This is a genomic window from Geobacillus sp. LEMMY01 (assembly GCF_002042905.1).
In the GTDB taxonomy this organism is placed as follows: domain Bacteria; phylum Bacillota; class Bacilli; order Bacillales; family Anoxybacillaceae; genus Geobacillus; species Geobacillus proteiniphilus.
The window spans coordinates 1-22,979 of record NZ_MVKA01000007.1; the positions used below are offsets into that span (position 1 = coordinate 1).

28 protein-coding genes are annotated in these 22,979 nt (G+C 52.1%); 26 read left to right on the forward strand and 2 right to left on the reverse strand.

The annotated features are described in order from the left end of the window. The 6 genes from B1A75_RS04660 to ccmA form a co-directional block, all read left to right on the forward strand. A partial coding sequence (locus tag B1A75_RS04660) for an IS66 family transposase (RefSeq protein WP_139761707.1) occupies nt 1-290 on the forward strand: 290 nt, incomplete at its 5' end. Between the two features lie 303 nt (nt 291-593). Further along, nucleotides 594-983 carry a hypothetical protein gene (locus B1A75_RS04665; RefSeq protein WP_011229796.1) on the forward strand — a complete coding sequence of 130 codons (390 nt, stop codon included), beginning with the start codon at nt 594-596 and terminating at the stop codon, nt 981-983. Between the two features lie 117 nt (nt 984-1,100). Next, nucleotides 1,101-1,982 (forward strand): NADH dehydrogenase, encoded by an 882-nt coding sequence (locus tag B1A75_RS04670; protein ID WP_079935834.1) that lies wholly within the window; start codon nt 1,101-1,103, stop codon nt 1,980-1,982. Next, entirely contained in the window at nt 1,966-2,706 is a 741-nt protein-coding gene (locus B1A75_RS04675) for a hypothetical protein (protein WP_041467772.1), read from the forward strand. Before B1A75_RS04670 ends, B1A75_RS04675 begins: the two co-directional genes overlap by 17 nt. Then, complete coding sequence (locus tag B1A75_RS04680; protein WP_011229799.1) at nt 2,703-3,404, forward strand: hypothetical protein; 702 nt, start codon at nt 2,703-2,705, stop codon at nt 3,402-3,404. The genes B1A75_RS04675 and B1A75_RS04680 overlap by 4 nt, the downstream gene beginning before the upstream one ends. Nucleotides 3,405-3,417: 13 nt before the next feature. Further along, nucleotides 3,418-4,071, forward strand: coding sequence for a heme ABC exporter ATP-binding protein CcmA (gene ccmA, locus B1A75_RS04685; RefSeq protein WP_011229800.1), 654 nt, complete (start codon nt 3,418-3,420; stop codon nt 4,069-4,071). A gap of 413 nt (nt 4,072-4,484) precedes the next feature. On the opposite strand, the gene B1A75_RS04690 is transcribed toward ccmA, so the two are convergent. Further along, on the reverse strand, nt 4,485-5,846 hold the full coding sequence (locus B1A75_RS04690) for an IS4 family transposase (RefSeq protein ID WP_079935835.1): 1,362 nt from the start codon (nt 5,844-5,846) through the stop codon (nt 4,485-4,487). A gap of 380 nt (nt 5,847-6,226) precedes the next feature. Between B1A75_RS04690 and B1A75_RS04695 the strand changes: the two genes are divergently transcribed. Both B1A75_RS04695 and B1A75_RS04700 read left to right on the forward strand, forming a co-directional pair. After that, a complete protein-coding gene (locus B1A75_RS04695) occupies nt 6,227-6,469 on the forward strand; it encodes a YqkE family protein (RefSeq protein ID WP_074044375.1) in 243 nt (80 codons plus the stop codon). 13 nt (nt 6,470-6,482) lie between these two features. After that, complete coding sequence (locus B1A75_RS04700) at nt 6,483-7,682, forward strand: CynX/NimT family MFS transporter (RefSeq protein WP_074044376.1); 1,200 nt, start codon at nt 6,483-6,485, stop codon at nt 7,680-7,682. Nucleotides 7,683-7,835: 153 nt separating this feature from the next. On the opposite strand, the gene B1A75_RS04705 is transcribed toward B1A75_RS04700, so the two are convergent. Beyond that, entirely contained in the window at nt 7,836-8,756 is a 921-nt protein-coding gene (locus tag B1A75_RS04705) for an aldo/keto reductase (protein ID WP_074044377.1), read from the reverse strand. A 118-nt stretch (nt 8,757-8,874) separates the two neighbouring features. Between B1A75_RS04705 and B1A75_RS04710 the strand changes: the two genes are divergently transcribed. The 18 genes from B1A75_RS04710 (at nt 8,875) to B1A75_RS04795 (ending at nt 22,973) form a co-directional block, all read left to right on the forward strand. Next, complete coding sequence (locus B1A75_RS04710) at nt 8,875-9,438, forward strand: NUDIX domain-containing protein (RefSeq protein ID WP_011231802.1); 564 nt, start codon at nt 8,875-8,877, stop codon at nt 9,436-9,438. Then, the gene (locus B1A75_RS04715) at nt 9,428-10,618 is read left to right on the forward strand and encodes an endonuclease Q family protein (protein WP_074044378.1); all 1,191 of its coding nucleotides are present in this window, start codon (nt 9,428-9,430) and stop codon (nt 10,616-10,618) included. Before B1A75_RS04710 ends, B1A75_RS04715 begins: the two co-directional genes overlap by 11 nt. A 224-nt stretch (nt 10,619-10,842) precedes the next feature. Further along, nucleotides 10,843-11,508: a stage II sporulation protein M gene (spoIIM, locus tag B1A75_RS04720; protein ID WP_074044379.1), complete on the forward strand. Its 666-nt coding sequence runs from the start codon at nt 10,843-10,845 to the stop codon at nt 11,506-11,508. A 97-nt stretch (nt 11,509-11,605) separates the two neighbouring features. Further along, entirely contained in the window at nt 11,606-12,058 is a 453-nt protein-coding gene (gene fur, locus B1A75_RS04725) for a ferric iron uptake transcriptional regulator (RefSeq protein WP_011231799.1), read from the forward strand. 101 nt (nt 12,059-12,159) lie between these two features. Next, the gene (locus B1A75_RS04730; protein ID WP_011231798.1) at nt 12,160-12,372 is read left to right on the forward strand and encodes a YqzK family protein; all 213 of its coding nucleotides are present in this window, start codon (nt 12,160-12,162) and stop codon (nt 12,370-12,372) included. 6 nt (nt 12,373-12,378) lie between these two features. Beyond that, nucleotides 12,379-13,275, forward strand: coding sequence for a site-specific tyrosine recombinase XerD (gene xerD / locus B1A75_RS04735; protein ID WP_074044380.1), 897 nt, complete (start codon nt 12,379-12,381; stop codon nt 13,273-13,275). 130 nt (nt 13,276-13,405) lie between these two features. Further along, nucleotides 13,406-14,593, forward strand: a complete 1,188-nt coding sequence (deoB, locus tag B1A75_RS04740) for a phosphopentomutase (protein WP_079935836.1) — start codon at nt 13,406-13,408, stop codon at nt 14,591-14,593. Between the two features lie 29 nt (nt 14,594-14,622). Beyond that, nucleotides 14,623-15,459 (forward strand): purine-nucleoside phosphorylase, encoded by an 837-nt coding sequence (locus tag B1A75_RS04745; RefSeq protein ID WP_011231795.1) that lies wholly within the window; start codon nt 14,623-14,625, stop codon nt 15,457-15,459. Nucleotides 15,460-15,464: 5 nt separating this feature from the next. Beyond that, on the forward strand, nt 15,465-16,766 hold the full coding sequence (locus tag B1A75_RS04750; protein WP_079935837.1) for a pyrimidine-nucleoside phosphorylase: 1,302 nt from the start codon (nt 15,465-15,467) through the stop codon (nt 16,764-16,766). Between the two features lie 167 nt (nt 16,767-16,933). Continuing rightward, on the forward strand, nt 16,934-18,109 hold the full coding sequence (locus B1A75_RS04755) for a D-alanyl-D-alanine carboxypeptidase family protein (protein WP_074044384.1): 1,176 nt from the start codon (nt 16,934-16,936) through the stop codon (nt 18,107-18,109). 125 nt (nt 18,110-18,234) lie between these two features. Next, complete coding sequence (spoIIAA, locus tag B1A75_RS04760) at nt 18,235-18,585, forward strand: anti-sigma F factor antagonist (protein ID WP_011231792.1); 351 nt, start codon at nt 18,235-18,237, stop codon at nt 18,583-18,585. Beyond that, nucleotides 18,586-19,026 (forward strand): anti-sigma F factor, encoded by a 441-nt coding sequence (gene spoIIAB / locus B1A75_RS04765; RefSeq protein WP_011231791.1) that lies wholly within the window; start codon nt 18,586-18,588, stop codon nt 19,024-19,026. It begins immediately after the preceding gene. Nucleotides 19,027-19,039: 13 nt separating this feature from the next. Further along, nucleotides 19,040-19,792 carry an RNA polymerase sporulation sigma factor SigF gene (sigF, locus tag B1A75_RS04770; RefSeq protein WP_011231790.1) on the forward strand — a complete coding sequence of 251 codons (753 nt, stop codon included), beginning with the start codon at nt 19,040-19,042 and terminating at the stop codon, nt 19,790-19,792. 256 nt (nt 19,793-20,048) lie between these two features. Further along, entirely contained in the window at nt 20,049-20,672 is a 624-nt protein-coding gene (locus B1A75_RS04775) for a stage V sporulation protein AA (RefSeq protein ID WP_074044395.1), read from the forward strand. Beyond that, nucleotides 20,659-21,090: a stage V sporulation protein AB gene (locus B1A75_RS04780; protein WP_074044385.1), complete on the forward strand. Its 432-nt coding sequence runs from the start codon at nt 20,659-20,661 to the stop codon at nt 21,088-21,090. The genes B1A75_RS04775 and B1A75_RS04780 overlap by 14 nt, the downstream gene beginning before the upstream one ends. A gap of 17 nt (nt 21,091-21,107) precedes the next feature. Further along, entirely contained in the window at nt 21,108-21,536 is a 429-nt protein-coding gene (locus tag B1A75_RS04785) for a SpoVA/SpoVAEb family sporulation membrane protein (RefSeq protein WP_079935838.1), read from the forward strand. Nucleotides 21,537-21,554: 18 nt separating this feature from the next. Continuing rightward, a complete protein-coding gene (spoVAD, locus tag B1A75_RS04790; protein ID WP_074044387.1) occupies nt 21,555-22,583 on the forward strand; it encodes a stage V sporulation protein AD in 1,029 nt (342 codons plus the stop codon). 39 nt (nt 22,584-22,622) lie between these two features. Next, nucleotides 22,623-22,973, forward strand: a complete 351-nt coding sequence (locus B1A75_RS04795; protein ID WP_074044388.1) for a SpoVA/SpoVAEb family sporulation membrane protein — start codon at nt 22,623-22,625, stop codon at nt 22,971-22,973. Nucleotides 22,974-22,979: the final 6 nt, after the last annotated feature.

A 22,979-nucleotide genomic window follows, 5' to 3' on the forward strand; every position in this document is an offset into this window, starting at 1 on the left:
AAAAAGCACTTGCTTTTGTTCGACGGCTTCAAAAACGAAAGGAAGAAGCGCTGCGTTTCTTACGTGAAGTACATGTTCCCTTTGACAACAACCAAGCCGAACGCGATCTTCGCATGGTCAAAGTCAAAGAGAACATTTCGGGTACGTTTCGCGAAGAAACATTCGCGCAGTCGTTTTGCATCGCAAGAAGCATCGTTTCCACACTGACGAAACACGAAAAAAACGTGTGGGATTCGTTATGTCTTCTGTTGGCAGGCGAAACGATCGATCGAGTTCTTTCCGCTACCTAGGGCATTTTCTATGACCGAAATGCCCTATTTGTGCTGGGCTTTTTTATACACTAGCACTGGGGTGAATAGTTACCAAAATTCTTGTGTATCTTGTAACTCTTGCATTCGATGCTAATAACTTATAATTATTAATTGGAATATGGAAGAGTTGGAAAATTCTAGGATGATTGATCACAAGACAGCTTTCCAAGGAAAATAAAAGGGATTTAGTGCTTGGATCCACCCTTGATCGATACTCGTCAAGGGAGAAAAGGAGGACGATCCTGCGTTTTCAAAATTTATTAGGGGAGAGGGGATCGAATCATGAAGGAAAAACTTAAAATGGTTACTACTTTGCTTGCTTTTATCTCATTCATTGTGGTAGGGGGAGTCAGCGCCGCATCTTATGTTACGTATGCTGGGGTTCTCCCTCGTTTTCAAGGCGATACGGAATTAGCAAGCGCCAATAAAGCGACAAACAGTAAAAGTAAAGTGGAAAATTCGGTTGTGGGCGCCGATTATAAAGCAAACATGTGGATTCAGCAAGGTTCCACGAAAGTGTCGCCAACCGCGCTGAATGTAACCGATAATGACACGCGTTATTTCACTGTCGACCAAAGTGCTGTTGGCAAAAAAGTTTCATTAATGGCGGAAAATGCATCCTTCACTTACGTTACAGTTGACATCGCAGGCAAATTTTATCCCGACAATTGATCGATTTATAGGTATGTTCAGTCAACTTGGACAAGAAAGAGGTTTTCTTGGTCGGGGCGGTCTTCTTCAATATCACAAAGAAGACCGTCCTTAACAGAAGAATTAGGAGATGATAGTATGTATATAGAATTGATCAAACTTTTGAAAAATAGGAACTTTTACATCAGCGCAGCCTGCCTGTTGCTGCTTGTCATCGGCGCCGTCGTGTTGGGGGTGAAAGATTATCGTGAAAATGTGCAGTTGCTTGAACGAATTTACCACGACAATCCAAATGTTTTCGCCTTGGCATCGCCTCACCTTGAATGGGTTGGTCTAGGAGGCTTCCGCTTTAACGTATTTTCATCTCTATATTACTTCCTTTTTCCATTATTGTTGTCGATTCCATTGGTGGATTCGATTGATCGTGAGCGAAAGAGCGGAAATGTTCATTATCAATTGACACGGATGGGAAGAAGCGCTTATTACTGGGGGAAATTTTTGTTTTCTTATATCAGCGCGTTTTTCTTGTTTCTCCTTCCTCTTCTTTTTGGCGTCGTGCTCGTCAACCTTTTGACCAACCATTGGGATTATTCGAGCTTTTCCCAGGCATATCGGCAATTGGTCAATGGCACGTTGCCGTTGCCGGACAATTCGTTTGAAGGGGAAAAGAAAAGCCTTTTTTCTCCTTTATTGGAGATCTCCCCTTATTGGTATGTTCTCGCGTATTATATCATTGGCGGATTGTTTGCCAGCGGCTACGTCTGCCTTGGGTTAGGATTTTCCTTGTTGTTGAAAAATCGGTATTTGATTACTTTGATGCCACAAATCATTTATATGGTTTGTTGGGCGGCGCTGACTATCACCAACCAATTGGCTTGGGATCCGTTTAATTTCTTAATCCCTTCACAACCAGTGGAAGGATTGTCCTATTGGAAAATCGTCATCGTGTTTGTCCTCCAATTGTTGATTGCGGCAGCGGTATTTTCATATGGAGTGAAGAAAAGTGAAGATGTTCTCTAGACAGAACGTTTTTTTTGTTTGGCAAGATTTGCTGTTGCATCGAACCGTCATCAAAATGATTTTGGGCGTCATGGCTTTGTTGATGGTGGTGGGCATCTTGCCGCTAGGAATGGTGGTGGTGGGGAAGTGGCACAGCCTCAAAGATTTTATCTTGCTTTATCGGTATGAATTTTTTCATCTCCCTGCTTTTTTGTTTCTTTTAGGTTCCGCGCTTCAAACCAATGCGTGGGTGGTGCTAAGAAGATACCGCACGCGGAGGCAAATCGGTCTTCATAAAGCGTTGCTGGTCGTCGTTCTGGCGGGGGGCGTGTCTCTTTGGGTTGCCGCAGTAGGCGGATTATGTACAATGTTTGTGAAATACGTCATCTATCCTAATATGCCAAACGCCCATGCGGCTTTTTTGTACGTGCCGCATAGTGGGGATAAAAGCTCGTTTCTCTATTTTCTTGTCATGTACTTTTTCGTCACCGCGATATACGGATTGTTGTTTGTCGCATTCATTGATTTTGGGGGGAACCGCTTTTTCGCCTTCGCTGCCGTCATCATACTGGCTGTATTGGATATGTTCACTGTGCACATGCTCCCTTATTTGTTTTACATAAGTGAACAGACGGCTCCCGTTTGGACAATCTTAGTTCTCATTGCGATGATGCTGGTGCTGGTCTATACCATTTGCCTTTCGTCAAGCCAAAAAAACTACTATGTTCAGGATGATCTTTTATGAAACCGATGCATTTGGAGTTTACCCTGATCAAAATGGATGTCAAAAGAATTGTCATCACCTGCCTCCTGTTCCCACTGTTGGGCACTTTGATGTCCAGCTGGTCAGAGGCGTTTTCTTCCCAATGCCTATCGGAGTTGTTCTCCCGCTTATTCGGAGCGGTGACGATCTCGAATTGGATGTATTGGCTGATGATTTGCTTCGGCTATGTGGTGTTGCTCCAAATCGTTTGGAAAAAGCGGGATAAATATTTTGAACATAAACTGTTCATTTTGTTGAGGGATACGACGTCGTACACGATGGCTAGGCTGCTGGCAGGTGTTCTATTTACATTGGTGTATGTCTTGTCGGTGTTTTTGATCGCTGGCGGCTTCGGTCTCTTTGTGTCGCATATGGCGTTTTCGTTTGACCGTTCGCTCGTGCTCATGTTCGTGGGCATCGCCGTGAATTTGTATTGGCACGCCAGCGTGTGGATGTTGTTGAACGTGTATGCAACCCATCACTTGGCGAATGTTGTCATTCTCGCTTTGTTTTTTGTGGGTGTCAAGATGCCAACGCCTTTTATTCCTTTGTACTACAGCATGGCGGATCTCGTGCGGAGCAGCTCGATGTTCTGGTCGGCGTTGATGGTGGAGCTCTTGTCGATCGTTGCGTTCGGGTATTGGACGATCAAGAGAGTGAAGAACGCGGATTATATGTAGGAGGTTTTCAATTATGAAGGCGATCGTCTTATCCAATGTTTCCAAAACGATAAAAGCAAGGGAAGTTTTGCGCAATATCAACTTAGAGTTGGAAAGAGGAAAGATTTATGGATTTGTCGGGCCGAACGGGTCGGGAAAAACGATGTTATTCCGAGTCATCAGCGGACTTGTGAAGCCGTCCAGCGGCACGGTGGCGGTATTTGGCCAGACGTTGCACCAAGATGTATCATTTCCGAGCGATATTTCTGTTTTGTTGGAAAAACCAGGTTTCCTTGAACAATACTCAGGATTCGATAATTTGCATTTTTTAGCCATGATTCAGAACAAAATCGGCGAACGTGAGGTAAAAGAGGCGATCGAGCGAGTGGGGTTGAATCCGCATGATAAAAGGCCGGTGAAAGCGTACTCTCTTGGAATGAGACAAAGACTGGCCATCGCACAATGCATCATGGAGAAACCGCAGCTGATGTTGCTCGATGAACCGATGAATGCTTTGGATGAAAAATCGGTGGACCAAGTGTACCAAATTATTCGGGAGGAAAACAAAAGAGGCTGCACCATTTTGTTGACGTCTCACAACAAGGTGGACATTCAGTCATTATGCCATGAAGTATATTCGATGAATGAAGGGGTGATTACGGGTATGACCCATATTACGGCAGAATGACTGTCATGTGTGTAATGTCGAAATTCGCGAGGGGGTGGCCATCTTGAACAACCAACTGTGCGAAGGTGCCGCTTCCGTGTTCATGGGACAATCAAAAGTGAACCAATAGCTTCCTGCATCTGAGGAGGATGCTGGGAGCTTCAGTGCAGCAGCTCTTCTTCGTTGCGCCACTCCCCCATCCTACTCTTGAACAGGAGAGCCGCCATGGAAATGCCAAGATGTTGTGTGTTTTGCTTGGGTCAACAACTCTTTGAGGCAATCCCCATAGCCATCAAGTGAAGCCTTGGAGCGAGTAGCTCCAAGGCTTCACTCTTCATCTTTGGAGGCTGTGACCGTGAGAATATATAAAGATAGGCATGCCAAATACACCTTCCCGATAGAAGGTTTTTTTCATGGTATGAGGCGGGAATTTCTTACGACACCGGCATGATGACCAAACTCTCGATAATGTCTAAAGCGCTCTTTTTTGTATAACGCCTTGATTTTTTTCCGTGTTGAGCGATGATGTCACACAGTTTTAAAAGAAGTTGGACAGCTAACGCCTCCGAACACCATAAGGCTTGAAATAAATCCATACCGAACTCCTTGATCATACTCATCGCCTTATATTCGCTCAATTCCTTTTTCTGTTTTCGATAGAGCCATTCCCGCATTTTAAACATGACAGTGGAGCTGATCAATAAGGCAATCAAYGTTCCATACAGGTGGCACTGAAAGCGAGCCCCTTTCATCGGTTTGAATCGATGAATGTGAAACAGGGATTTCCATGTCTTAAATACCACYTCAATYTGCCAGCGAAGAGAATACAGCGTATGAATTTCGTGCAAAGAGGTATAAATCGCTGGAATATTGGTGATATATACATATATTGAGTGGGGGCGTCGCGTCACGTACGCGGCCCCTTTTCGTTTCGCCTTCTGTTTCCATTGTCCTTCCTTCTGTCGCTCCTGTTCTTCGGTCAGCCGATACACAATGAGCCGCGGTTGATGAACTTTCTTTCCACTGACATACGCATGTTCCAGTTCCATGGTTTCTCCGGGTTGTAACACCGCAAGGAAATCCTCTGGTTCCCATTTTCGAAATCGGTCTCCTTCTTTTTGGTAAATCCCTACATTGTGTTTGAGCCGGGAAATATAAAAGGCTCCGGCGTCATGAATGGCTTGCAATCCCTCAAGCGAAAAATAGCCTAAGTCTTTCAAACAAAGGTCTCCCTCTTGGATGGTCGATAGAAGGGACGCTCCGTAGGCGGCGTCGTGATGACGGGCATCTTCGACATCCGCATGGAGAAACTTCCCTTCTAGCCATTCATATTCTAGCTGAATTTTCACCCCAGGCCCCGTACATCCCTCGTAAATCCCCCGGATTTCAGGAGGCAGTTGAAACGACGTGGAATCGAGAATGCGAATCCGGCGAAACAGCGAATGTCTTTGACATAAGTGACGGGCTTCCTGAGTCTGATGAATGAGCAGTTTTTCAAACACCGCTTTGAGGAAACTCACCGCTTTTTCATTAAACCGTTGATTGAGCCCTTCCGCACTCAGAAAGGTGTTTTGCTTGAGAGCTAGAGCACTGCAAAGCTGCACCAATGATTTTTGACCGCCTCCTTCCTGGAGAAATGTGCAAAGTGCCACAAAATCATGGGCGCGTAATTTCCCCTTTCGTTGAATAAATTGATGATCTCGGGCCATATGTTCAAGTTCTTCGCACGATAACACGCTTCTTAATCCGTCTAAAAAACAATGCCATTCTTCTCGGAGAGATAAGGACGTCTTCAAAAAAACCACCCTTTCTAAGACATTATGAGGTCTTCAAAAGGATGGTCAAATCAGGCATATATTTATTCCTGTTTTCTTAACTTGATGGCTATGGGGGCCGCCCCTAAGCCATTTTCGGCCGGGGGCGCCCCTTTCCATAGTTAGAAGCCGCGTTTTGCGCCGAACGGCGCTTTCCAATGTTATTGCGGACTGTTTTGCCGCTTAGTCGGGTGGATTGCTTTTTCCAATTCTTCTTTTGCGATCACCGGCTTCACCGTATCGGCGGACGGTTTCCCTTTTTGGGCGCGGTTTTTCTCCATCCATACATCTCTCCTTTTTCTTATCGTTTAGTTGTATCGTTTGACAAACGAACGGTCGTTATGCAAAGGGGGGCGGAAATCATGAAGAACCGGGCTGCGCGGAAAAAAGAACAAGAGACGCAGGCAGTGACGCTTGCCGACCGGCTCGGTGCCGAGACGGAAGCGAAACTGCTTGCGAAAAAGCGGGCGCTTGCCGAGGAAGAACAGCGGCGTCGGGCGGCGGAAGAGGCGCGGCGTCGCGAGGAAGCGCGCCGCCGTGAGGAACAGAAATCATTTGCCGAGCTGCTGGAAGAAAGTGAACTCGATTGGCGGAAGTTTAAATAGGGGGAACGTTCAGATGAAACAAAAAATGATGACAGCGGGTATGGCGTCCGCGTCTGTGTTCATGGTGGCTGCGGTCGTGATCTTGGCCGCCAACTTGCGCGCACCGCTCACAACGGTCGGGCCGCTTGTTCCTGAATTGCAGCGGGAGCTTGGCCTCTCCCACGCAGCCGCTGGGGCGTTGACGACGATTCCGCTTTTGGCGTTTGCCTTCTTGGCTCCTGTGGCGGCCGCGTTCGCCCGGCGGTTCGGAATAGAGCGGACGCTGTTCGGTTCGCTTGTTGTTTTGCTTGCCGGCGAACTCATTCGCCCGCTTTCGGGAGGGTTTTCCCTATTTCTCGGCACGGCGCTGATTGGAGCCGCCATCGCGGTCGACAACGTTCTCATGCCGGCACTGATCAAAGACACGTTTTCTGAACGGGTCGGCTTGATGATGGGCGTTTATACCGTAACGATGAACATGAGCGCCGCCTTCGCTTCCGGGTTCGCCGTTCCGCTTGCCGACGGGTGGGGGATCGGCTGGCAAGGGGCGTTTCGCTTTTGGGCGCTGGTTGCCGCGTTGTCGCTTGTCGTTTGGCTGCCGCAAGCTTGGCGCCAGAAGTCGAGCGGCGTCCCGGCGGGAAGCCGGCGCTCTTCGCTTTGGCGATCGGCGCTTGCCTGGCAAGTGACGCTGTTTATGGGGCTGCAATCCTTGTTCTTTTATTGCATCGTCACGTGGCTGCCGGAGCTTGGCCAAAGCAAGGGCTTGGCGGCCGATACAGCCGGATGGCTGCTCTTTTTCTTCCAGTTTGCCCAGTTGCCGATGATGTTCGTCTCTCCGATGCTCGCGGAGCGGATGGACAATCAAAAAGTGCTGATCGGCTCGGCGGTGTTGCTCATGGCTTTTGGAACGATCGCCTTTTTGGCTGGCCAAGGTTGGCTGCTTTGGGTTGGGGCGCTTTTCGCCGGCATCGGCGCCGGCATGGCGTTTTCGCTGGCGATGATGCTGTTTACTTTGCGCACGCGCCGTCCGCTGGAAGCCGCCCAGCTTTCGGCTATGGCCCAGTCGGTCGGCTACTTGCTTGCCGCTGCCGGTCCGCCGTTGTTTGGCATGCTGTATGATGCCGTCGGGCGGTTTACCGCTCCTCTCGGTTTGTTGTTGGTTGTCTGCATAGGAATGATGGTGTTCGGTTTAGGAGCCGCGAGAGATAAATTCGTGGATGATGAAGCTGAGTAAAAGGGCGGATCCCAAGCGATGAAAAAAGCCCGGTGCCGCCAATCAGCGGTCGGGCTCGGTCGGACGGACCTCGGAAATGGTCCGTTGCAATGAAGCGCTGCGGGCATTCGGATCAATTGGATGATGCGCTGCCGGCTTCGTCTGGGCGGAATGTCAACGATGCGCTTCATACACCGACTGCTTCGTCGTCCGCTTCAGCCACGCGTATTCGTCGGCATCAAGCGGCGGGGCGGAAGCGGCGGCGATGTTTTCTTCAAGCTGTCTAAGCCGGCTTGCGCCCGGAATGACGGCGGCAACGACCGGGTCATACAGGCAAAATTGCAGCGCGGTCGCGGTCAATGAACGGCGCCCGGCCGTTTTTTCCTTCAGCTTCGGGATGAGCGTTTGCAGTTCTTTGTAGGAATAATCGAGGTAGCCGTGTTCTTTCACCGCGCTGCTCGCTTGTTCAAGCGGGCGGCTCGTGAGCAAGCCTCTAGCGACCGGACCGCGGGCGATCACGCTGATGTGATGTTCGCGAAGAAGCGGGAACCATTCTTCCGGCCGACGGTCAAGCAAGCTGTATTGCATCATGACGCTGACGATGTTCGAGCGCTTCACATATTCGCGAATGACGTTTGGGCGGATCGAGGAGATGCCGTACCAACGGATGACGCCTTCTTGCTTCAGCTCTTCGAACGCTTCAATCGTCTCATCGATCGGGTCGTCGATCGTGCCGCCGTGGAGCTGGTATAAGTCAATGTAGTCCGTTTGCAGGCGGCGCAGGCTCTCTTTGACCGCTTGTTTGATATACGCTTTTGACGGATCCCAATCCCAGCCGCTTCCGTCTCGGCGCCAACGGTTGCCGACTTTTGTCGCGATGATCACTTGGTCGCGTTTTCCTTTCACCGCTTTGCCGACAAATTCCTCGTTTAAGCCGCGGTCGTACAAATCAGCCGTATCCAAATAGTTGATGCCGCGCTCCAATGCTTCATGGATGAGATAGATGGCATGGTTTTCATCAGTGCCGAGCGACATGCAGCCGAGTCCAATTTCGCTGACGTATAAGTCTGATGTGCCGATGCGGCGTTTGTTCATCTTTTGCGCCCCCTTTAGCGATCGATGATGATATGTTCATTGTACAACGGAAGCGAAAAAATGGCCAAACATGTAGTACAATGGAAAAGAGTCCATCAATCGATAGGGGAGAAGAAGAATGGAGAAGTTGTATGAAAAAACCGTCCGCAAAGAGAAATTGTTCAGCGGCCGCATCATTGACTTGTATATCGAGGAAGTCGAGTTGCCAAATGGGAAAACGAGCCGGCGCGAGGTGATCAAACATCCGGGGGCGGTGGCGGTGCTCCCGCTCTTGCCGGACGGGAAAATCGTTCTTGTCCGCCAGTACCGAAAAGCGCTGGAGCGCGCATTGGTCGAAATTCCGGCGGGCAAGCTAGAACATGGGGAAGAGCCGCTCGCTTCCGCACACCGCGAGCTCGAAGAAGAAACCGGCTACCGCGCCCAATCGATGCGCCATCTCATTTCCTTTTATACATCCCCAGGGTTTGCTGATGAACTCATCCATTTGTATGTCGCCGAGGGGCTGGAAAAAGCGGAGGACGGCGCCGGTTTGGATGAAGATGAGTTTGTCGAGCTGTTGGAAGTTACATTGGAGGAGGCGCTTGAGATGCTTCAACAACGCGACATTTACGATGCGAAAACGGCATACGCCTTGCAATATTTGCAGCTGCGCCGCGCGCTAGGGGAGCAAAATGCCGAATAAAAAAAACGAGCGCGGCCTCGGCCGTTATTACGCTGATTTACATATTCACATCGGCCGCACCGCCTCGGGCCGCCCGGTGAAAATTACTGGGGCGCGGACGTTGACGCTTGAGAACATCTTGCATGAGGCGGCTGAGGTGAAAGGGATCGACCTGGTCGGTGTCATTGACAGCCATGTGCCGGAAGTGCTGGACGAGCTCGAGCGGGCAATGGAGAAGCACGGTTGGCGCGAACATGACGGAGGCGGCGTCAGCGCCGGAAAGGTGACGCTTTTGTTAGGCAGTGAAATCGAAGTATATGACGACCATTGCCATGGACCGATCCACGTGCTCGTTTTTTTGCCGACTGTGCAGACGATGCGCACGTTTTCCGGCTGGCTTGGCAAACGGGTAAAGAACGTGTCGCTCAGTTCACAGCGCGTTTACGTGTCCGGCCGTGAGCTGCAAGCTGCCGCGAAAGAGCAGGGCGGCTGGTTCATTCCCGCGCACGCGTTCACCCCGTTTAAAAGCTTGTACGGAAAAGGGGTCAAGCACAGCCTGACAGAAGTGTTTGACCCGGATTGGATTGATGCCATTGAACTTGGGTTAAGCGCCGATACGGCGATGGCGGACCAGATCGCCGAATTGCATCGCTACCCGTACTTGACGAATTCCGATGCCCATTCGCTGCGGAAAATCGCCCGCGAATATGAAGAAGTGCGGCTCGCCGCCCCGACGTTTGCCGAATTTGAAAAAGCGCTGCGCGGTGAAGACGGGCGCGCGATTGTCGCCAACTACGGTTTAAATCCTAAACTTGGAAAATATCACCAGACAGTGTGCGAGCGCTGCCTTGCGCCGGCTGCACCGGACGTCGATCGCTGCGCGGCATGCGGCCATCATCGCTTCGTGAAAGGCGTGTTTGACCGGCTTGCGGAGCTGAAAACGGCGGAACGCGGGCCGAAACGGCCGCCGTACATTTATCAAGTGCCGCTTGAATTCATCCCCGGCCTTGGTCCAAAAGCGTATGAAAAGCTGCTCGCCCGTTTTGGCACTGAAATGAGCGTTCTTCATGAGGCGGCGGAGGAAGAGATCGCGGAGACGGTGGGAGAAAAGTTGGCCCAACTGATCGTCCTTGCCCGCAGCGGTGCGCTCCATATCGAGGCCGGGGGCGGTGGGAGATACGGGAAAGTGCGGGAGGGGTAACCACTCGGGCAGCGCTCCTGCCGTTCATCATCATGCCGTGCGTGCTGCTTGGCCCAGCCCGGCCATGCGCCAGTGGACCGAGGCGGCGTGCCGCCCGTGGAGTTGGCCACACGTCGGTGTTGAGCTGTTTTTTCATTACATCACCAGCCTTTTAGAAAAACAGTCATACCGAAAGCGGATGGACATACAATCTACTAAGAGACAAAGTAGGAGGACGAAGCACAATGAGAACCCATCCGCTGAAATCGGCTATCGCTGTCCATTGGCGTGAACATGCTTCGCTGTATGTGTTTGTCATCGTCCTGTTTCTCATGGGCGTCATTTTCGGCGCCATTGTCGTCAACAGCCTCGGTTTCAGTCAAAAGCAAGACTTGTACTATTACTTGACGCAATTTTTTGGACAAGTGTCAAAAGACAATATCGCAAGCGCCCATGATATGTTCTGGCAAAGCTATATGCACAACGTCAAATATACCGCGTTGATGTGGGTGCTTGGCATTTCTGTCATTGGCTTGCCGATCATTCTTGTTTTGCTGTTTTTCAAAGGCGTCGTCGTCGGCTTTACGGTTGGCTTTTTAGTCAACCAAATGGGTTGGCGCGGGTTTCTTTTGTCGTTTGTGTCCATCATGCCGCAAAACTTGGTGGCCATTCCACTCATGATCGTCATGGGCGTCATTTCTATTTCGTTTTCCTTGCACATGGTGCGCAACCAGTTTATGAAGCGGCCGCATGGATCGATGTTTCCGATGGTGATGCGCTACGCAGCGGCGATGGTGGCTGTTGCCCTTGGGCTGCTTCTTTCCTCAGCGGTCGAGGCATATCTTTCGCCGGCATTGATGAAACAGGCGGTTCAATGGACAATGAGTTTAATCATAATGAATATTATATAATAACCATTATCATTCCTTCATAATAGTGATTTTACTTTGATACTTCCCTCGTGCATTTGTTATAATGATGGGTGAATGGCGAGGGAGGAATGAAAAGATGGAAGATCGTGTGGAACGAATTAAGAAGCAGCTGCATTCGGCGGGTTACAAGCTAACGCCGCAGCGGGAAGCGACGGTAAGAGTCCTGCTTGAACATGAAGAAGACCATTTAAGCGCGGAAGACGTCTACCTCCTCGTGAAAGAAAAATCCCCAGAAATCGGGTTGGCGACCGTTTACCGGACGCTCGAGCTGTTAACCGAGCTGAAAATTGTCGATAAAATCAATTTCGGGGACGGGGTGTCGCGCTATGACCTCCGCAAGGAAGGAGCGGCCCATTTCCATCACCACCTCATCTGCTTGGAATGCGGATCGGTGGCGGAAATTCAAGAAGATTTGCTTGAGGATGTCGAAGCGATTGTTGAGGAGAAGTGGAAATTTAAAATTAAAGACCATCGTTTGACGTTCCACGGCATTTGTCACCGTTGCCAGCAAAAGCATGAAGAAAAATAAAAAACCTTTTCCAACGGGAAAGGTTTTTTGCGTATAAACAACGAAACAAATGGCATATCCTCATACTAGCAAGCTGACAAGCAGCTGATAGGGAGGATGCCATGAAAACCGTTTGGCAAATGGTGAAAGTGTTTCTTTTATTTACGGGGTGCACCATTTTATTTTATTATAGTCTTGTATGGTTTAACCGCGAGTACGAGTATTACCACCGATACGATGAGCCGAAGGGATCGGCGGTCAAAGTATCGGCGGCGGAGAGTGCGCCGCCAAGTTGGCTCGACCGGCTGTTATTTTTTTATCGCGATGGGGAGTAGAGAGCGTTGGAATACGAGTTGAAAGATTTTCTGCATTATTTGACGGTGGAGCGGAATTTGGCGCACAATACGATCGTTTCATATGAACGCGATTTGAAAAAATACGTCCGCTATTTGCGCCAAGTCGAGCAGCTTCAGGCGTGGGGCGAAGTGGAGCGCCTCCATATTCTCCATTTTTTAAAGTTTTTAAGCGAACAAGGGCAATCGGCGCGGACGATCGCCCGCCATTTGGCGTCGATCCGTTCGTTTCATCAGTTTTTGCTAAGGGAGAAAATCGCGGCGCAAGACCCGACCGTCCATATCGAAACGCCGCAGTTTGAACGGACGCTGCCGAAAGTGCTGTCGGTCGAGGAAGTCGAGGCGCTGCTCGCAGCGCCGCAAGTGAGCACACCGTTTGGGCTGCGCGACAAGGCGATGCTGGAGCTGTTGTATGCGACCGGCATGCGCGTCAGTGAGCTTGTGCAGCTCAACTTAAGCGACGTGCATTTGACGATGGGGTTTGTCCGCTGCTATGGAAAAGGGCGGAAAGAGCGGATCGTGCCGATCGGGCGCATGGCGATTGAAGCGCTTACCCACTATTTGGAGCGAGGGCGCCCGCAGCTTGTCAATCCGCGACGGCGGGCAACGGAGGCGCTGTTTTTGAACCATTATGGCCAGCGGTTGACACGGCAAGGGTTTTGGAAAATTTTAAAGCGGCTCGCGAAAGAAGCCGGCATCGAAAAAGAATTGACGCCGCATACGCTTCGGCATTCGTTTGCGACGCATCTGCTTGAGAACGGAGCCGATTTGCGCGCTGTGCAAGAGTTGCTTGGGCATGCCGACATTTCGACGACGCAAATGTATACGCATGTTACGAAAACGCGCCTAAAAGACGTGTACAAACAGTACCACCCGCGCGCCTAGCAGCTGCCGTATGCTAGGCGCTTGCCTGTCGTTTTAGTTGTCAGACTTCTGACCAATTGGCCATAGGCGTGTTTTCGCGAAAATACGGGAACGATAGAAAGAGACTCCATTTTCATTGCAGGCAGGGGGAATGAATGTGAAAGCGACATACCGGCGCGTCTTTTTGATTGTGATGGATTCAGTCGGCATCGGCGAGGCGCCGGATGCCGAGAAATACAATGACAAAGGAGCGGATACGCTCGGCCATATCGCTGAGTATCGCGGCGGCCTCTATATGCCGAACATGGCGAAGCTCGGCCTAAGCCATATTCGTGAGATCAAAGGGGTGCCGAAAGTCGATCGACCGCTCGCGTACTATACAAAAATGAAGGAAGCATCGGCTGGAAAAGATACGATGACAGGCCATTGGGAGCTGATGGGCCTTCGCATCGACAAGCCGTTCCGCGTCTTTCCGAACGGGTTCCCAGATGAATTGATCGCTGAGCTCGAGCGGCGCACCGGCCGGAACGTGATCGGCAACAAACCGGCGAGCGGAACAGCGATCATCGAAGAGCTTGGCGAAGAGCATATGAAAACAGGGGCAATCATCGTCTATACATCAGCCGACTCCGTCTTGCAAATCGCTGCCCATGAACAAGTTGTGCCGCTTGATGAATTGTACCGCATTTGCGAAATCGCTCGTGAATTGACGCGCGACGAGCCGTATATGGTCGGGCGCGTCATTGCCCGACCGTTCATCGGCACACCCGGCCATTTTGAGCGAACCGCCAACCGGCACGACTATGCGCTTAAGCCGTTTGGCCGAACGGTGATGAATGAATTGAAAGACGCCGGTTATGAAGTGATTGCCATCGGGAAGATCGCCGATATTTACGACAATGAAGGAGTTACCCAGTCGTTGCGAACGACATCCAATATGGACGGAATGGATAAGCTCGTCGACACGCTCGGCATGGACTTTACCGGGTTGAGTTTCGTCAATCTCGTCGATTTTGACGCTAAATACGGCCATCGCCGCGACCCAAAAGGTTACGGCGATGCGCTCGAAGAGTTTGACGCCCGGCTTGCCGATGTGTTGCCGCGCTTGACAGCGGACGACTTGCTTATCATCACCGCTGACCACGGCAACGACCCGATTCACCACGGAACCGACCATACGCGCGAATATGTGCCGCTTCTTGTGTACAGCCCGCGATTTCGCGGCGGCAAGCCGCTCCCAGTCCGCGAGACGTTTGCCGATGTCGGCGCAACGATTGCGGATAACTTCCAAGTCAACCGGCCGCCGTACGGAACAAGCTTTTTGGCTGATTTGGCCTAACTTCATAAAGAACGATGAGGGGGAAAAGAATGGATCGACAAGCGATTGAAAAAACCGCCGGTCATTTGCGCCCATTGATGCCAACTCCGCCTGAAATCGGTCTCATTCTCGGCTCGGGGCTCGGCGTGCTCGCTGATGAAATCGAAGAGGCGGTTCGCATTCCGTATGAAGATATTCCCGGATTTCCAGTGTCGACCGTTGAAGGACACGCTGGACGGCTCGTATATGGGCGGCTTGAGGGGGCGACCGTTGTCGCCATGCAAGGGCGGTTTCATTATTATGAAGGGTATTCGCTTCAGGAAGTGACGTTTCCCGTCCGGGTGATGAAGGCGCTTGGCGTCCGCGAATTGATCGTGACAAACGCTGCGGGCGGCATCAACGAACGGTTCCAGCCCGGCGATTTCATGATCATTTCCGACCATATCAACTTGCTGGGCACAAATCCGCTCATTGGTCCGAACGATCCGGAGCTTGGTCCGCGCTTTCCGGACATGACGGAAGCGTACAGCCGGCGGCTGCGCGAGCTCGCCAAGGAAACGGCGGCGAGACTTGGCGTTCGCGTGCATGAAGGAGTATATGTCGCCAATACGGGGCCGTCGTACGAAACGCCGGCGGAAATCCGCATGATTCGTACGCTCGGCGGCGATGCGGTCGGCATGTCGACCGTCCCGGAAGTGATCGTCGCCCGCCACGGCGGCATTGAGGTGCTCGGCATTTCGTGCATTTCGAATATGGCTGCAGGGATGTCGGATGCTCCGCTTCACCACGACGAAGTGGTTGAAACGGCCGAGCGGGTGAAGACGGACTTTTTGCGGTTTGTGAAAGCGATTGTCGCCGAAATGGCGAAATCAAAACGAAAAAGGTGATCGCGATGCGAATGGTCGATTTGATTGCGAAAAAGCGCGACGGAAAGGCGCTGACGAAGGAAGAAATTGAGTGGATCATCCGCGGGTATACAAACGGGGACATTCCCGATTACCAAATGAGCGCGCTCGCGATGGCGATTTATTTCCGCGGCATGACCGAGGAAGAAACGGCCGCGCTGACGATGGCGATGGTGCACTCCGGCGAAATGCTCGATTTGTCGAGTATTCGCGGCGTGAAAGTCGATAAACATTCGACCGGCGGGGTCGGCGATACGACGACGCTCGTTTTAGGGCCGCTTGTCGCTTCTGTCGGCGTGCCGGTGGCGAAAATGTCTGGGCGCGGCCTCGGCCATACGGGCGGCACGATCGACAAACTCGAGTCTGTGCCCGGGTTTCATGTCGAGATCAGCAAAGACGAGTTCATCCGATTAGTGAATGTGAATCGCATTGCCATTATCGGACAAACCGGCGACTTGACGCCGGCGGACAAAAAATTGTATGCGCTTCGCGATGTGACGGCGACCGTCAACAGCATTCCGCTCATCGCCTCGTCGATCATGAGCAAAAAAATCGCCGCTGGGGCTGATGCCATCGTCTTGGATGTGAAAACGGGCGCCGGAGCGTTTATGAAGGAACTTGACGAGGCGCGCCGGCTCGCTCGGGCGATGGTCGACATTGGCAAGCGCGTCGGCCGCCGGACGATGGCGGTCATTTCTGACATGAGCCAGCCGCTCGGCTATGCCGTCGGCAACGCCTTGGAAGTGAAAGAGGCCATCGCCACGTTAAAAGGGGACGGGCCGCACGATTTAACCGAACTTTGTTTGACGCTCGGCAGCCATATGGTCTATTTGGCGGAGAAGGCGCCATCGCTTGATGAGGCGCGCCGTTTGCTTGAAGAGGCGATTCGCAGCGGGGCCGCCATCGCGGCGTTCAAAACGCTTTTGGCCGCTCAAGGTGGAGATGCATCGGTCGTCGACGATCTGGACAAATTGCCAAAGGCGGCATATACGTCGACCGTCACGGCGGCTGCCGACGGCTATGTCGCCGAGATGGCCGCCGATGACATCGGCACGGCCGCCATGTGGCTCGGCGCCGGCCGGGCGAAAAAAGAAGACACGATCGATTTGGCGGTCGGCATTGTGCTCCATAAAAAAATCGGCGATCGCGTGCAGAAAGGGGAAGCGCTCGCCACGATTCACAGCAACCGGCCAGATGTGCTTGACGTGAAAGAAAAGATCGAGGCGGCTATTCAGCTGTCGCCGCAGCTGGTTGCTCGGCCGCCGCTCATTTATGAGACCATCGTATAGAGAGGGACGCTGGCGATCCGCAAGGAAAAAAGCAGTTGTTCAAGAAGAAGACGCCTGAAACGCGTGTTTCGGGCGTTTTTTTTGTTTTTTGGAAAATGAGCTGTTTTTTTGTATAAAAATATCTCGCCTGGAAAAAATGGCATGTATAAAGAATGGAGGTTTGGGAGATGAAAACGAAAGTCACTCGTCTTCTTTTATTGCCGTTTCTTCTTTTTCTTCCTCTTTCTGCCCATGCCGAGGCGAAAGAGATGAAGGAGGCGAAAGTGAAGCTGGCCGATGAGGCGAAATCAGCCATTTTGATTGAACGCGACACCGGCAAAGTATTGTATGAAAAAAATGCCCATGAACCATTGCCGCCGGCGAGCATGACGAAAATTATGACGATGCTGTTGATCATGGAAGCCATCGATGAAGGAAAGCTGTCCTACGATGAAAAAGTGCGGGCGAGCGAATACGCCGCGTCAATGGGTGGATCGCAAATTTTCCTCGAGCCGGGCGAGGAAATGACCGTCGATGAGCTGCTGCGCGGCATTGCCATCGGTTCGGCCAACGACGCGTCGGTCGCTATGGCTGAGCAGATCGCCGGGTCGGAAGAAGCATTTGTCGAGATGATGAATGAAAAAGCGAAACAGCTCGGCTTAAAAAACACCCATTTCGCCAATGCGACCGGCCTGCCGGCGGAACATCACTACAGCAGCGCTTATGATATGGCCATGATGGCGCGCGAACTGTTGAAATATGAAGATATTACGAAATATACGAGCAAGTACGAAGACTATTTGCGCGAAAATACGGACAAAAAGTTTTGGCTCGTCAATACGAACCGGCTTGTCAAATTTTATCCGGGCGTTGACGGCCTGAAAACCGGATATACAGCCGAAGCGAAATATTGTTTGACCGCCACGGCGAAAAAGAACGGCATGCGCGTCATCGCTGTTGTGTTTGGAGCGCCGACGCCGAAATCGCGCAATGCTCAAATTACGAAGATGCTCGATTACGCGTTTTCCCAATATCGAACTCACCCGGTGTACAAACGGAATGAAACAGTCGCCCGCGTCAACATAAGCAAAGGCAAACGGTCATCCGTCGAAGCGGTGACGTCGGAGCCGGTGTCGGTGCTGACGAAAAAAGGGCAGTCGGTCGAGCAAATCGAAAAAGTGATCAAAGTGAAAGACGATGTGAAAGCACCCGTTCGCAAAGGCGATGAGCTTGGCGTCCTCATTTTAAAACAGGATGGAAAAGAAATTTTGCACAGCCCGATCGTCGCCAAGCAAACGGTCGAAGAAGCGAGCTTTTGGGACTTGTTTAAGCGGGTGTTTGGCCGCTTCGTGCAGGCGGGATAATGTCAAGTTTTGCGGTCTTTTCGCTCTCTTTGGCGAACGACCACTAGTTTTGTCAGGCGGCAGGATTTCCGGCGGACAGCAGCGAAATGTCTCCATATCCTGAAATGGACAAGGGGGAACACGCTGTGAGTCTCGCGATCGACTTGGAAGTGAAGCAAGACGTGCTCATCGTTCGCCTGTCTGGGGAGCTTGACCATCATACAGCCGAAGAATTGCGTGAACAAGTGACGGATGTGCTCGAAAACCGAGCGATCCGCCACATCGTGCTCAATTTAGGACAATTGACGTTCATGGACAGCTCTGGCCTCGGCGTCATTCTCGGACGCTATAAACAAATCAAAAACGTCGGCGGGCAGATGGTCGTATGCGCCGTATCGCCGGCCGTCAAACGGCTGTTTGACATGTCGGGTCTGTTTAAAATCATCCGCGTTGAGGCGGATGAGCAATTCGCCTTGCAAGCATTGGGGGTGGCGTAAATGCGCAACGAAATGCACCTCCAATTTTCTGCCCGCAGCGAAAATGAATCGTTCGCCCGTGTGACCGTGGCGGCGTTCGTCGCCCAGCTTGACCCGACGATGGACGAACTGACGGAAATTAAAACGGTTGTCTCTGAGGCGGTGACAAACGCGATCATTCACGGCTACAACAACGATCCGAACGGCATCGTCTCCATTTCGGTCATCATTGAAGACGGTGTCGTCCATTTGACGGTGAGAGACGAAGGAGTCGGCATTCCTGACATCGAAGAAGCGCGCCAGCCGTTGTTTACGACAAAGCCCGAGCTCGAGCGGTCAGGGATGGGCTTTACCATTATGGAAAACTTCATGGACGAAGTCATCGTCGAATCGGAAGTGAACAAAGGGACGACTGTGTATTTGAAAAAGCATATTGCGAAAAGCAAAGCGTTATGTAACTGAGGGAGACATGCCTATGGATGTCGATGTCAAGCAAGATCAGTCGCCAATCAAAGATCAGGAGATGAAAGAGCTGATCCGCCGCAGCCAAGAAGGCGATCAAGAAGCGCGTGATGAAATTATTGAAAAAAACATGCGCCTCGTCTGGTCGGTCGTTCAACGTTTTTTAAACCGCGGCTATGAAGCGGACGACTTGTTTCAAATCGGCTGCATCGGCTTGTTAAAGTCGGTCGACAAGTTTGACCTGTCGTATGACGTCAAGTTTTCGACGTACGCCGTGCCGATGATCATTGGGGAGATTCAGCGGTTTCTTCGCGACGACGGCACCGTCAAAGTGAGTCGTTCGCTGAAAGAGATGGGCAACAAAATCCGCAAGGCGAAAGACGAGCTGTCGAAAACGCGCGGGCGGGCGCCGACGGTTACGGAAATCGCCGACCATTTAGGCATTTCGCCAGAAGACGTCGTTCTGGCTCAAGAGGCGGTCCGCTCGCCGACATCGATTCACGAAACGGTGTACGAAAACGACGGCGATCCGATTACGTTGCTTGATCAAATCGCTGACGCCGACGAGGCGTCATGGTTTGACAAAATCGCCTTAAAAAAAGCGATCGAAGAACTCGACGAGCGCGAGAGGCTGATCGTCTATTTGCGCTATTACAAAGACCAAACCCAGTCCGAAGTGGCATCGAGGCTCGGCATCTCTCAAGTGCAAGTATCCCGGCTGGAAAAGAAAATATTGCAGCACATAAAGGACAAAATGGACGGATAGTCCATTTTTTTGCAACTTGCGCGTGCAGAAGGGAAGAGCGTTCCAGCGGGCAGCGAGCATCAAGGGTGCATTTTTTATCTAAATTTTTTCTTGATGAACAACAAAATCCATTTTCTCTTGAAAAAAGAATGGACATGTTTCAGTCCATTCTTTTCTATTTTTATGAAATCGATGGTGAATGCTGATAGACCGCATGATCCGTGTTTCGGTCAACCAAACTAAAGAAAAACAAAATGGGGACAAAGGTGTGAAGCAAATGGCCAACACCGTGTTTATTAAGCCGCGCCATCGCGTGCAAGTCAAGCCGGGGGCGGTGGTGACGCTCGGGCAGACAGCGCAAATCGCTGCGCCGGATGGCGGGCTCATTCGGCGGCTGAAGATGATTCCACTCTATCGCATCCAGCCGAGCGATAAAAATATCGTCATCATCGATATGATGCAAATGATCAGGGCTGTGTTTGATGTGGATTCGTCGCTTGATGTGCAGATGATCGGCCCATCGCAGACGATCATTGAAGTCGTCTATGAAAAACGGAAAGTTTCGACCGCTTCCTTCGTTCTCGTTTGGCTTCTTTTGTTCGTCGGTTCGGCGATGGCGATCATGAACTTTCACGAGGACGTCAGCATGCAACAAGTGCATCGCCATCTGTACGAAATGATGACCGGCCAAGCGGTCGATAAACCGTTGCTTTTGCAAATTCCGTATTCGCTTGGGCTCGGCATCGGGATGATTTTATTTTTCAACCATTGGTTCCGTAAACGAATCAACGAGGAGCCCAGCCCTCTTGAAGTCGAAATGTTCAACTACCAGCAATCGATCGATCAGTACGTCATTTTGCATGAAAACAAAGAAAGCTTGAGGCCTCTTGACGACGCTTGAGATTTTGCTGGTAGTGTTCGTCGGCTTCGCCGGAGGGTTGGCGGTCGGAACTGGATTTGTCGCTTTTTTGGTCGTGCTTGGCGTCATCCCGCGCCTGACGCAGCTGACGAAAACGATGAAACGCATTCACGCCTATGAATGGGGGGCTGTAGCCGGCGCCATCGTTGGCGGTTGGATGAGTTTGCGCCATTCGGTTTGGCATTTATCCAAATATTGGATGGCGCCGATCGGATTGTTTCATGGTGTGTTTATCGGAATGCTCGCTGCCGCTTTAACAGAGGTGTTGAACGTTTGGCCGATTTTAGCGAAGCGGATCGGCGTCGATGATAAAATCGTCATTTTACTTATGGCCATCGCCTTTGGCAAAGTGGCCGGTTCGTTGTTTCATTGGCTTTATTTTGTCGATCACTTTCGCTGACAAAGGGGGAAGGAAACGTGGGATTAAAGTCCGATTATGTCCGCGAGGTGAAGGCGTTTCAGCCTTCTCCCCCATACGCCGCCAATGCGGTAAAAGCGTTTCTTGTCGGCGGGACGCTTTGTGCGTTGGCGCAATGGCTCGCTGATTGGTATGGCGGCACGTTTGCCGCTCCGCCGCTCGAGGCCCATCTGTGGGCGTCTATGATGATGGCCGGATTGGCGATTGTGCTGACGGCCGTCGGGAAATATGACGATTTCAGCCAATTTGCCGGCGCGGGGGCGACGATGCTCATTACAGGGCTGGCCAATGCGATCGCCAGCGCCGCTATCGAGCATCGCAGCGAAGGATGGACGGCCGGGGTGGCCGGGCAGATGTTGAAAGCCGGTGGGGCATCGGTCATTTATGGTCTGATTGCCGCCTATGTGCTTGGCCTTGTTTGGCCGTGACGAAAAGAGGGATTGGCCATGAAACGTGTCGGAAAGCAGACATGGGTGTTTGACGATGGTGTTTACATCCAAGCGGCCGCTGCCGCGGTCGGGCCGCTTGAAGCCGACGGGCCGCTCGGGAGTTATTTTGATGTTTGCCATCGCGACTTATATTGCGGCGAAGCGACGTGGGAGCTGGCCGAGCGGCGGCTGATGCGGGAGGCGGTGGACTGCTGCTTGCAAAAGGCGGGCGTCTCTGCCGAAGAAGTCGATCTGTTTTTGGCCGGTGATTTGTTAAACCAAAATGCGACATCGAACTATGTCGCCCGCGAGCTGCCGATTCCGTTTTTATGCTTGTTCGGCGCCTGTTCGACCTCGATGCAAACATTGGCGGCAGCCGCCGCGCTCGTCGCTGGCGGATTGGCCGATCGGGCGCTTGCGGCGACAAGCAGCCATAACGCGACGGCCGAACGGCAGTTTCGCTACCCGACTGAGCTTGGGGTGCAAAAGCCGAAAACGGCGACGTTCACCGTCACGGGCGCCGGCGCCGCGCTCGTTGGCCGCGCGCCGGGACGTTGGCGCGTCCGGGCGGCGACGATCGGCAAAGTCGTTGACGCCGGGCTGAAAAACCCGCTCGACATGGGGGCGGCGATGGCCCCGGCGGCGGCCGATACGATCGAGCAGCATTTCCGCGACTTAGGCGCATCGCCGGGCGATTACGATTTGATCGTCACCGGCGACTTGTCGCGCGTCGGCAGCGTCATCGTCCGAGAGCTGCTTGCTGAATCCGGCTACGATGTGACCGACGTTTACAACGATTGCGGGCTGATGATTTACCGGCCAGATCAAAAGGTGTTCGCCGGCGGCAGCGGCTGCGCCTGCTCGGCGGTCGTCACGTACGGGTATTTGCTTCAAGAGCTCGCCCGCGGAACGTTTCGACGCCTGTTTGTCGTCGCTACCGGGGCGCTCTTGAGTCAAACGATGGTGCAGCAAAAACAGTCGATCCCAGCGATCGCTCACGGCGTCGTCATCGAAGCGGCCGGACGGGAGCCGGATTTGCCGCTATAGGTCGTCTTTTATTCGGGAACGATCAAGGGGGAATGCGATATGGAATACGTCCGCGCCTTTTTCGTCGGTGGGCTGCTGTGTGCCATCGTCCAACTCGTCATCGACCGCGGCAAATGGACGCCGGCTGGTGTCGCCGGTTCGCTTGTCGTCCTTGGCGTCCTCCTTGGCTTTGGCGGCGTCTATGATCGATTGGCCGTTTGGGCCGGCGCTGGGGCGACGATGCCGCTGAGCGGATTTGGGTATTGGTTGGCGAAAGGGGTCATGGCAGAACCGCGGCCGGAGGGATTTGTCGAAACGGGAGCAGCGGTGTTCCGATTTGCCGGCGCCTTGTTTTCCTTTATCGTGGCCGGCTCGTTTGCCGCGGCGCTCACTTGCAAACCGAAAGGGTAGAAGATG

Coding starts and splice junctions, on each gene's coding strand:
- B1A75_RS04665 (WP_011229796.1), top strand. CDS start 594: ATGAAGGAAAAACTTAAAATGGTTACTACTTTGCTTGCTTTTATCTCA.
- B1A75_RS04670 (WP_079935834.1), top strand. CDS start 1,101: ATGTATATAGAATTGATCAAACTTTTGAAAAATAGGAACTTTTACATC.
- B1A75_RS04680 (WP_011229799.1), top strand. CDS start 2,703: ATGAAACCGATGCATTTGGAGTTTACCCTGATCAAAATGGATGTCAAA.
- ccmA (WP_011229800.1), top strand. CDS start 3,418: ATGAAGGCGATCGTCTTATCCAATGTTTCCAAAACGATAAAAGCAAGG.
- B1A75_RS04695 (WP_074044375.1), top strand. CDS start 6,227: ATGAAGAACCGGGCTGCGCGGAAAAAAGAACAAGAGACGCAGGCAGTG.
- B1A75_RS04700 (WP_074044376.1), top strand. CDS start 6,483: ATGAAACAAAAAATGATGACAGCGGGTATGGCGTCCGCGTCTGTGTTC.
- B1A75_RS04705 (WP_074044377.1), bottom strand. CDS start 8,756: ATGAACAAACGCCGCATCGGCACATCAGACTTATACGTCAGCGAAATT.
- B1A75_RS04710 (WP_011231802.1), top strand. CDS start 8,875: ATGGAGAAGTTGTATGAAAAAACCGTCCGCAAAGAGAAATTGTTCAGC.
- B1A75_RS04715 (WP_074044378.1), top strand. CDS start 9,428: ATGCCGAATAAAAAAAACGAGCGCGGCCTCGGCCGTTATTACGCTGAT.
- spoIIM (WP_074044379.1), top strand. CDS start 10,843: ATGAGAACCCATCCGCTGAAATCGGCTATCGCTGTCCATTGGCGTGAA.
- fur (WP_011231799.1), top strand. CDS start 11,606: ATGGAAGATCGTGTGGAACGAATTAAGAAGCAGCTGCATTCGGCGGGT.
- B1A75_RS04730 (WP_011231798.1), top strand. CDS start 12,160: ATGAAAACCGTTTGGCAAATGGTGAAAGTGTTTCTTTTATTTACGGGG.
- deoB (WP_079935836.1), top strand. CDS start 13,406: ATGAATGTGAAAGCGACATACCGGCGCGTCTTTTTGATTGTGATGGAT.
- B1A75_RS04745 (WP_011231795.1), top strand. CDS start 14,623: ATGGATCGACAAGCGATTGAAAAAACCGCCGGTCATTTGCGCCCATTG.
- B1A75_RS04750 (WP_079935837.1), top strand. CDS start 15,465: ATGCGAATGGTCGATTTGATTGCGAAAAAGCGCGACGGAAAGGCGCTG.
- B1A75_RS04755 (WP_074044384.1), top strand. CDS start 16,934: ATGAAAACGAAAGTCACTCGTCTTCTTTTATTGCCGTTTCTTCTTTTT.
- spoIIAB (WP_011231791.1), top strand. CDS start 18,586: ATGCGCAACGAAATGCACCTCCAATTTTCTGCCCGCAGCGAAAATGAA.
- sigF (WP_011231790.1), top strand. CDS start 19,040: ATGGATGTCGATGTCAAGCAAGATCAGTCGCCAATCAAAGATCAGGAG.
- B1A75_RS04775 (WP_074044395.1), top strand. CDS start 20,049: ATGGCCAACACCGTGTTTATTAAGCCGCGCCATCGCGTGCAAGTCAAG.
- spoVAD (WP_074044387.1), top strand. CDS start 21,555: ATGAAACGTGTCGGAAAGCAGACATGGGTGTTTGACGATGGTGTTTAC.
- B1A75_RS04795 (WP_074044388.1), top strand. CDS start 22,623: ATGGAATACGTCCGCGCCTTTTTCGTCGGTGGGCTGCTGTGTGCCATC.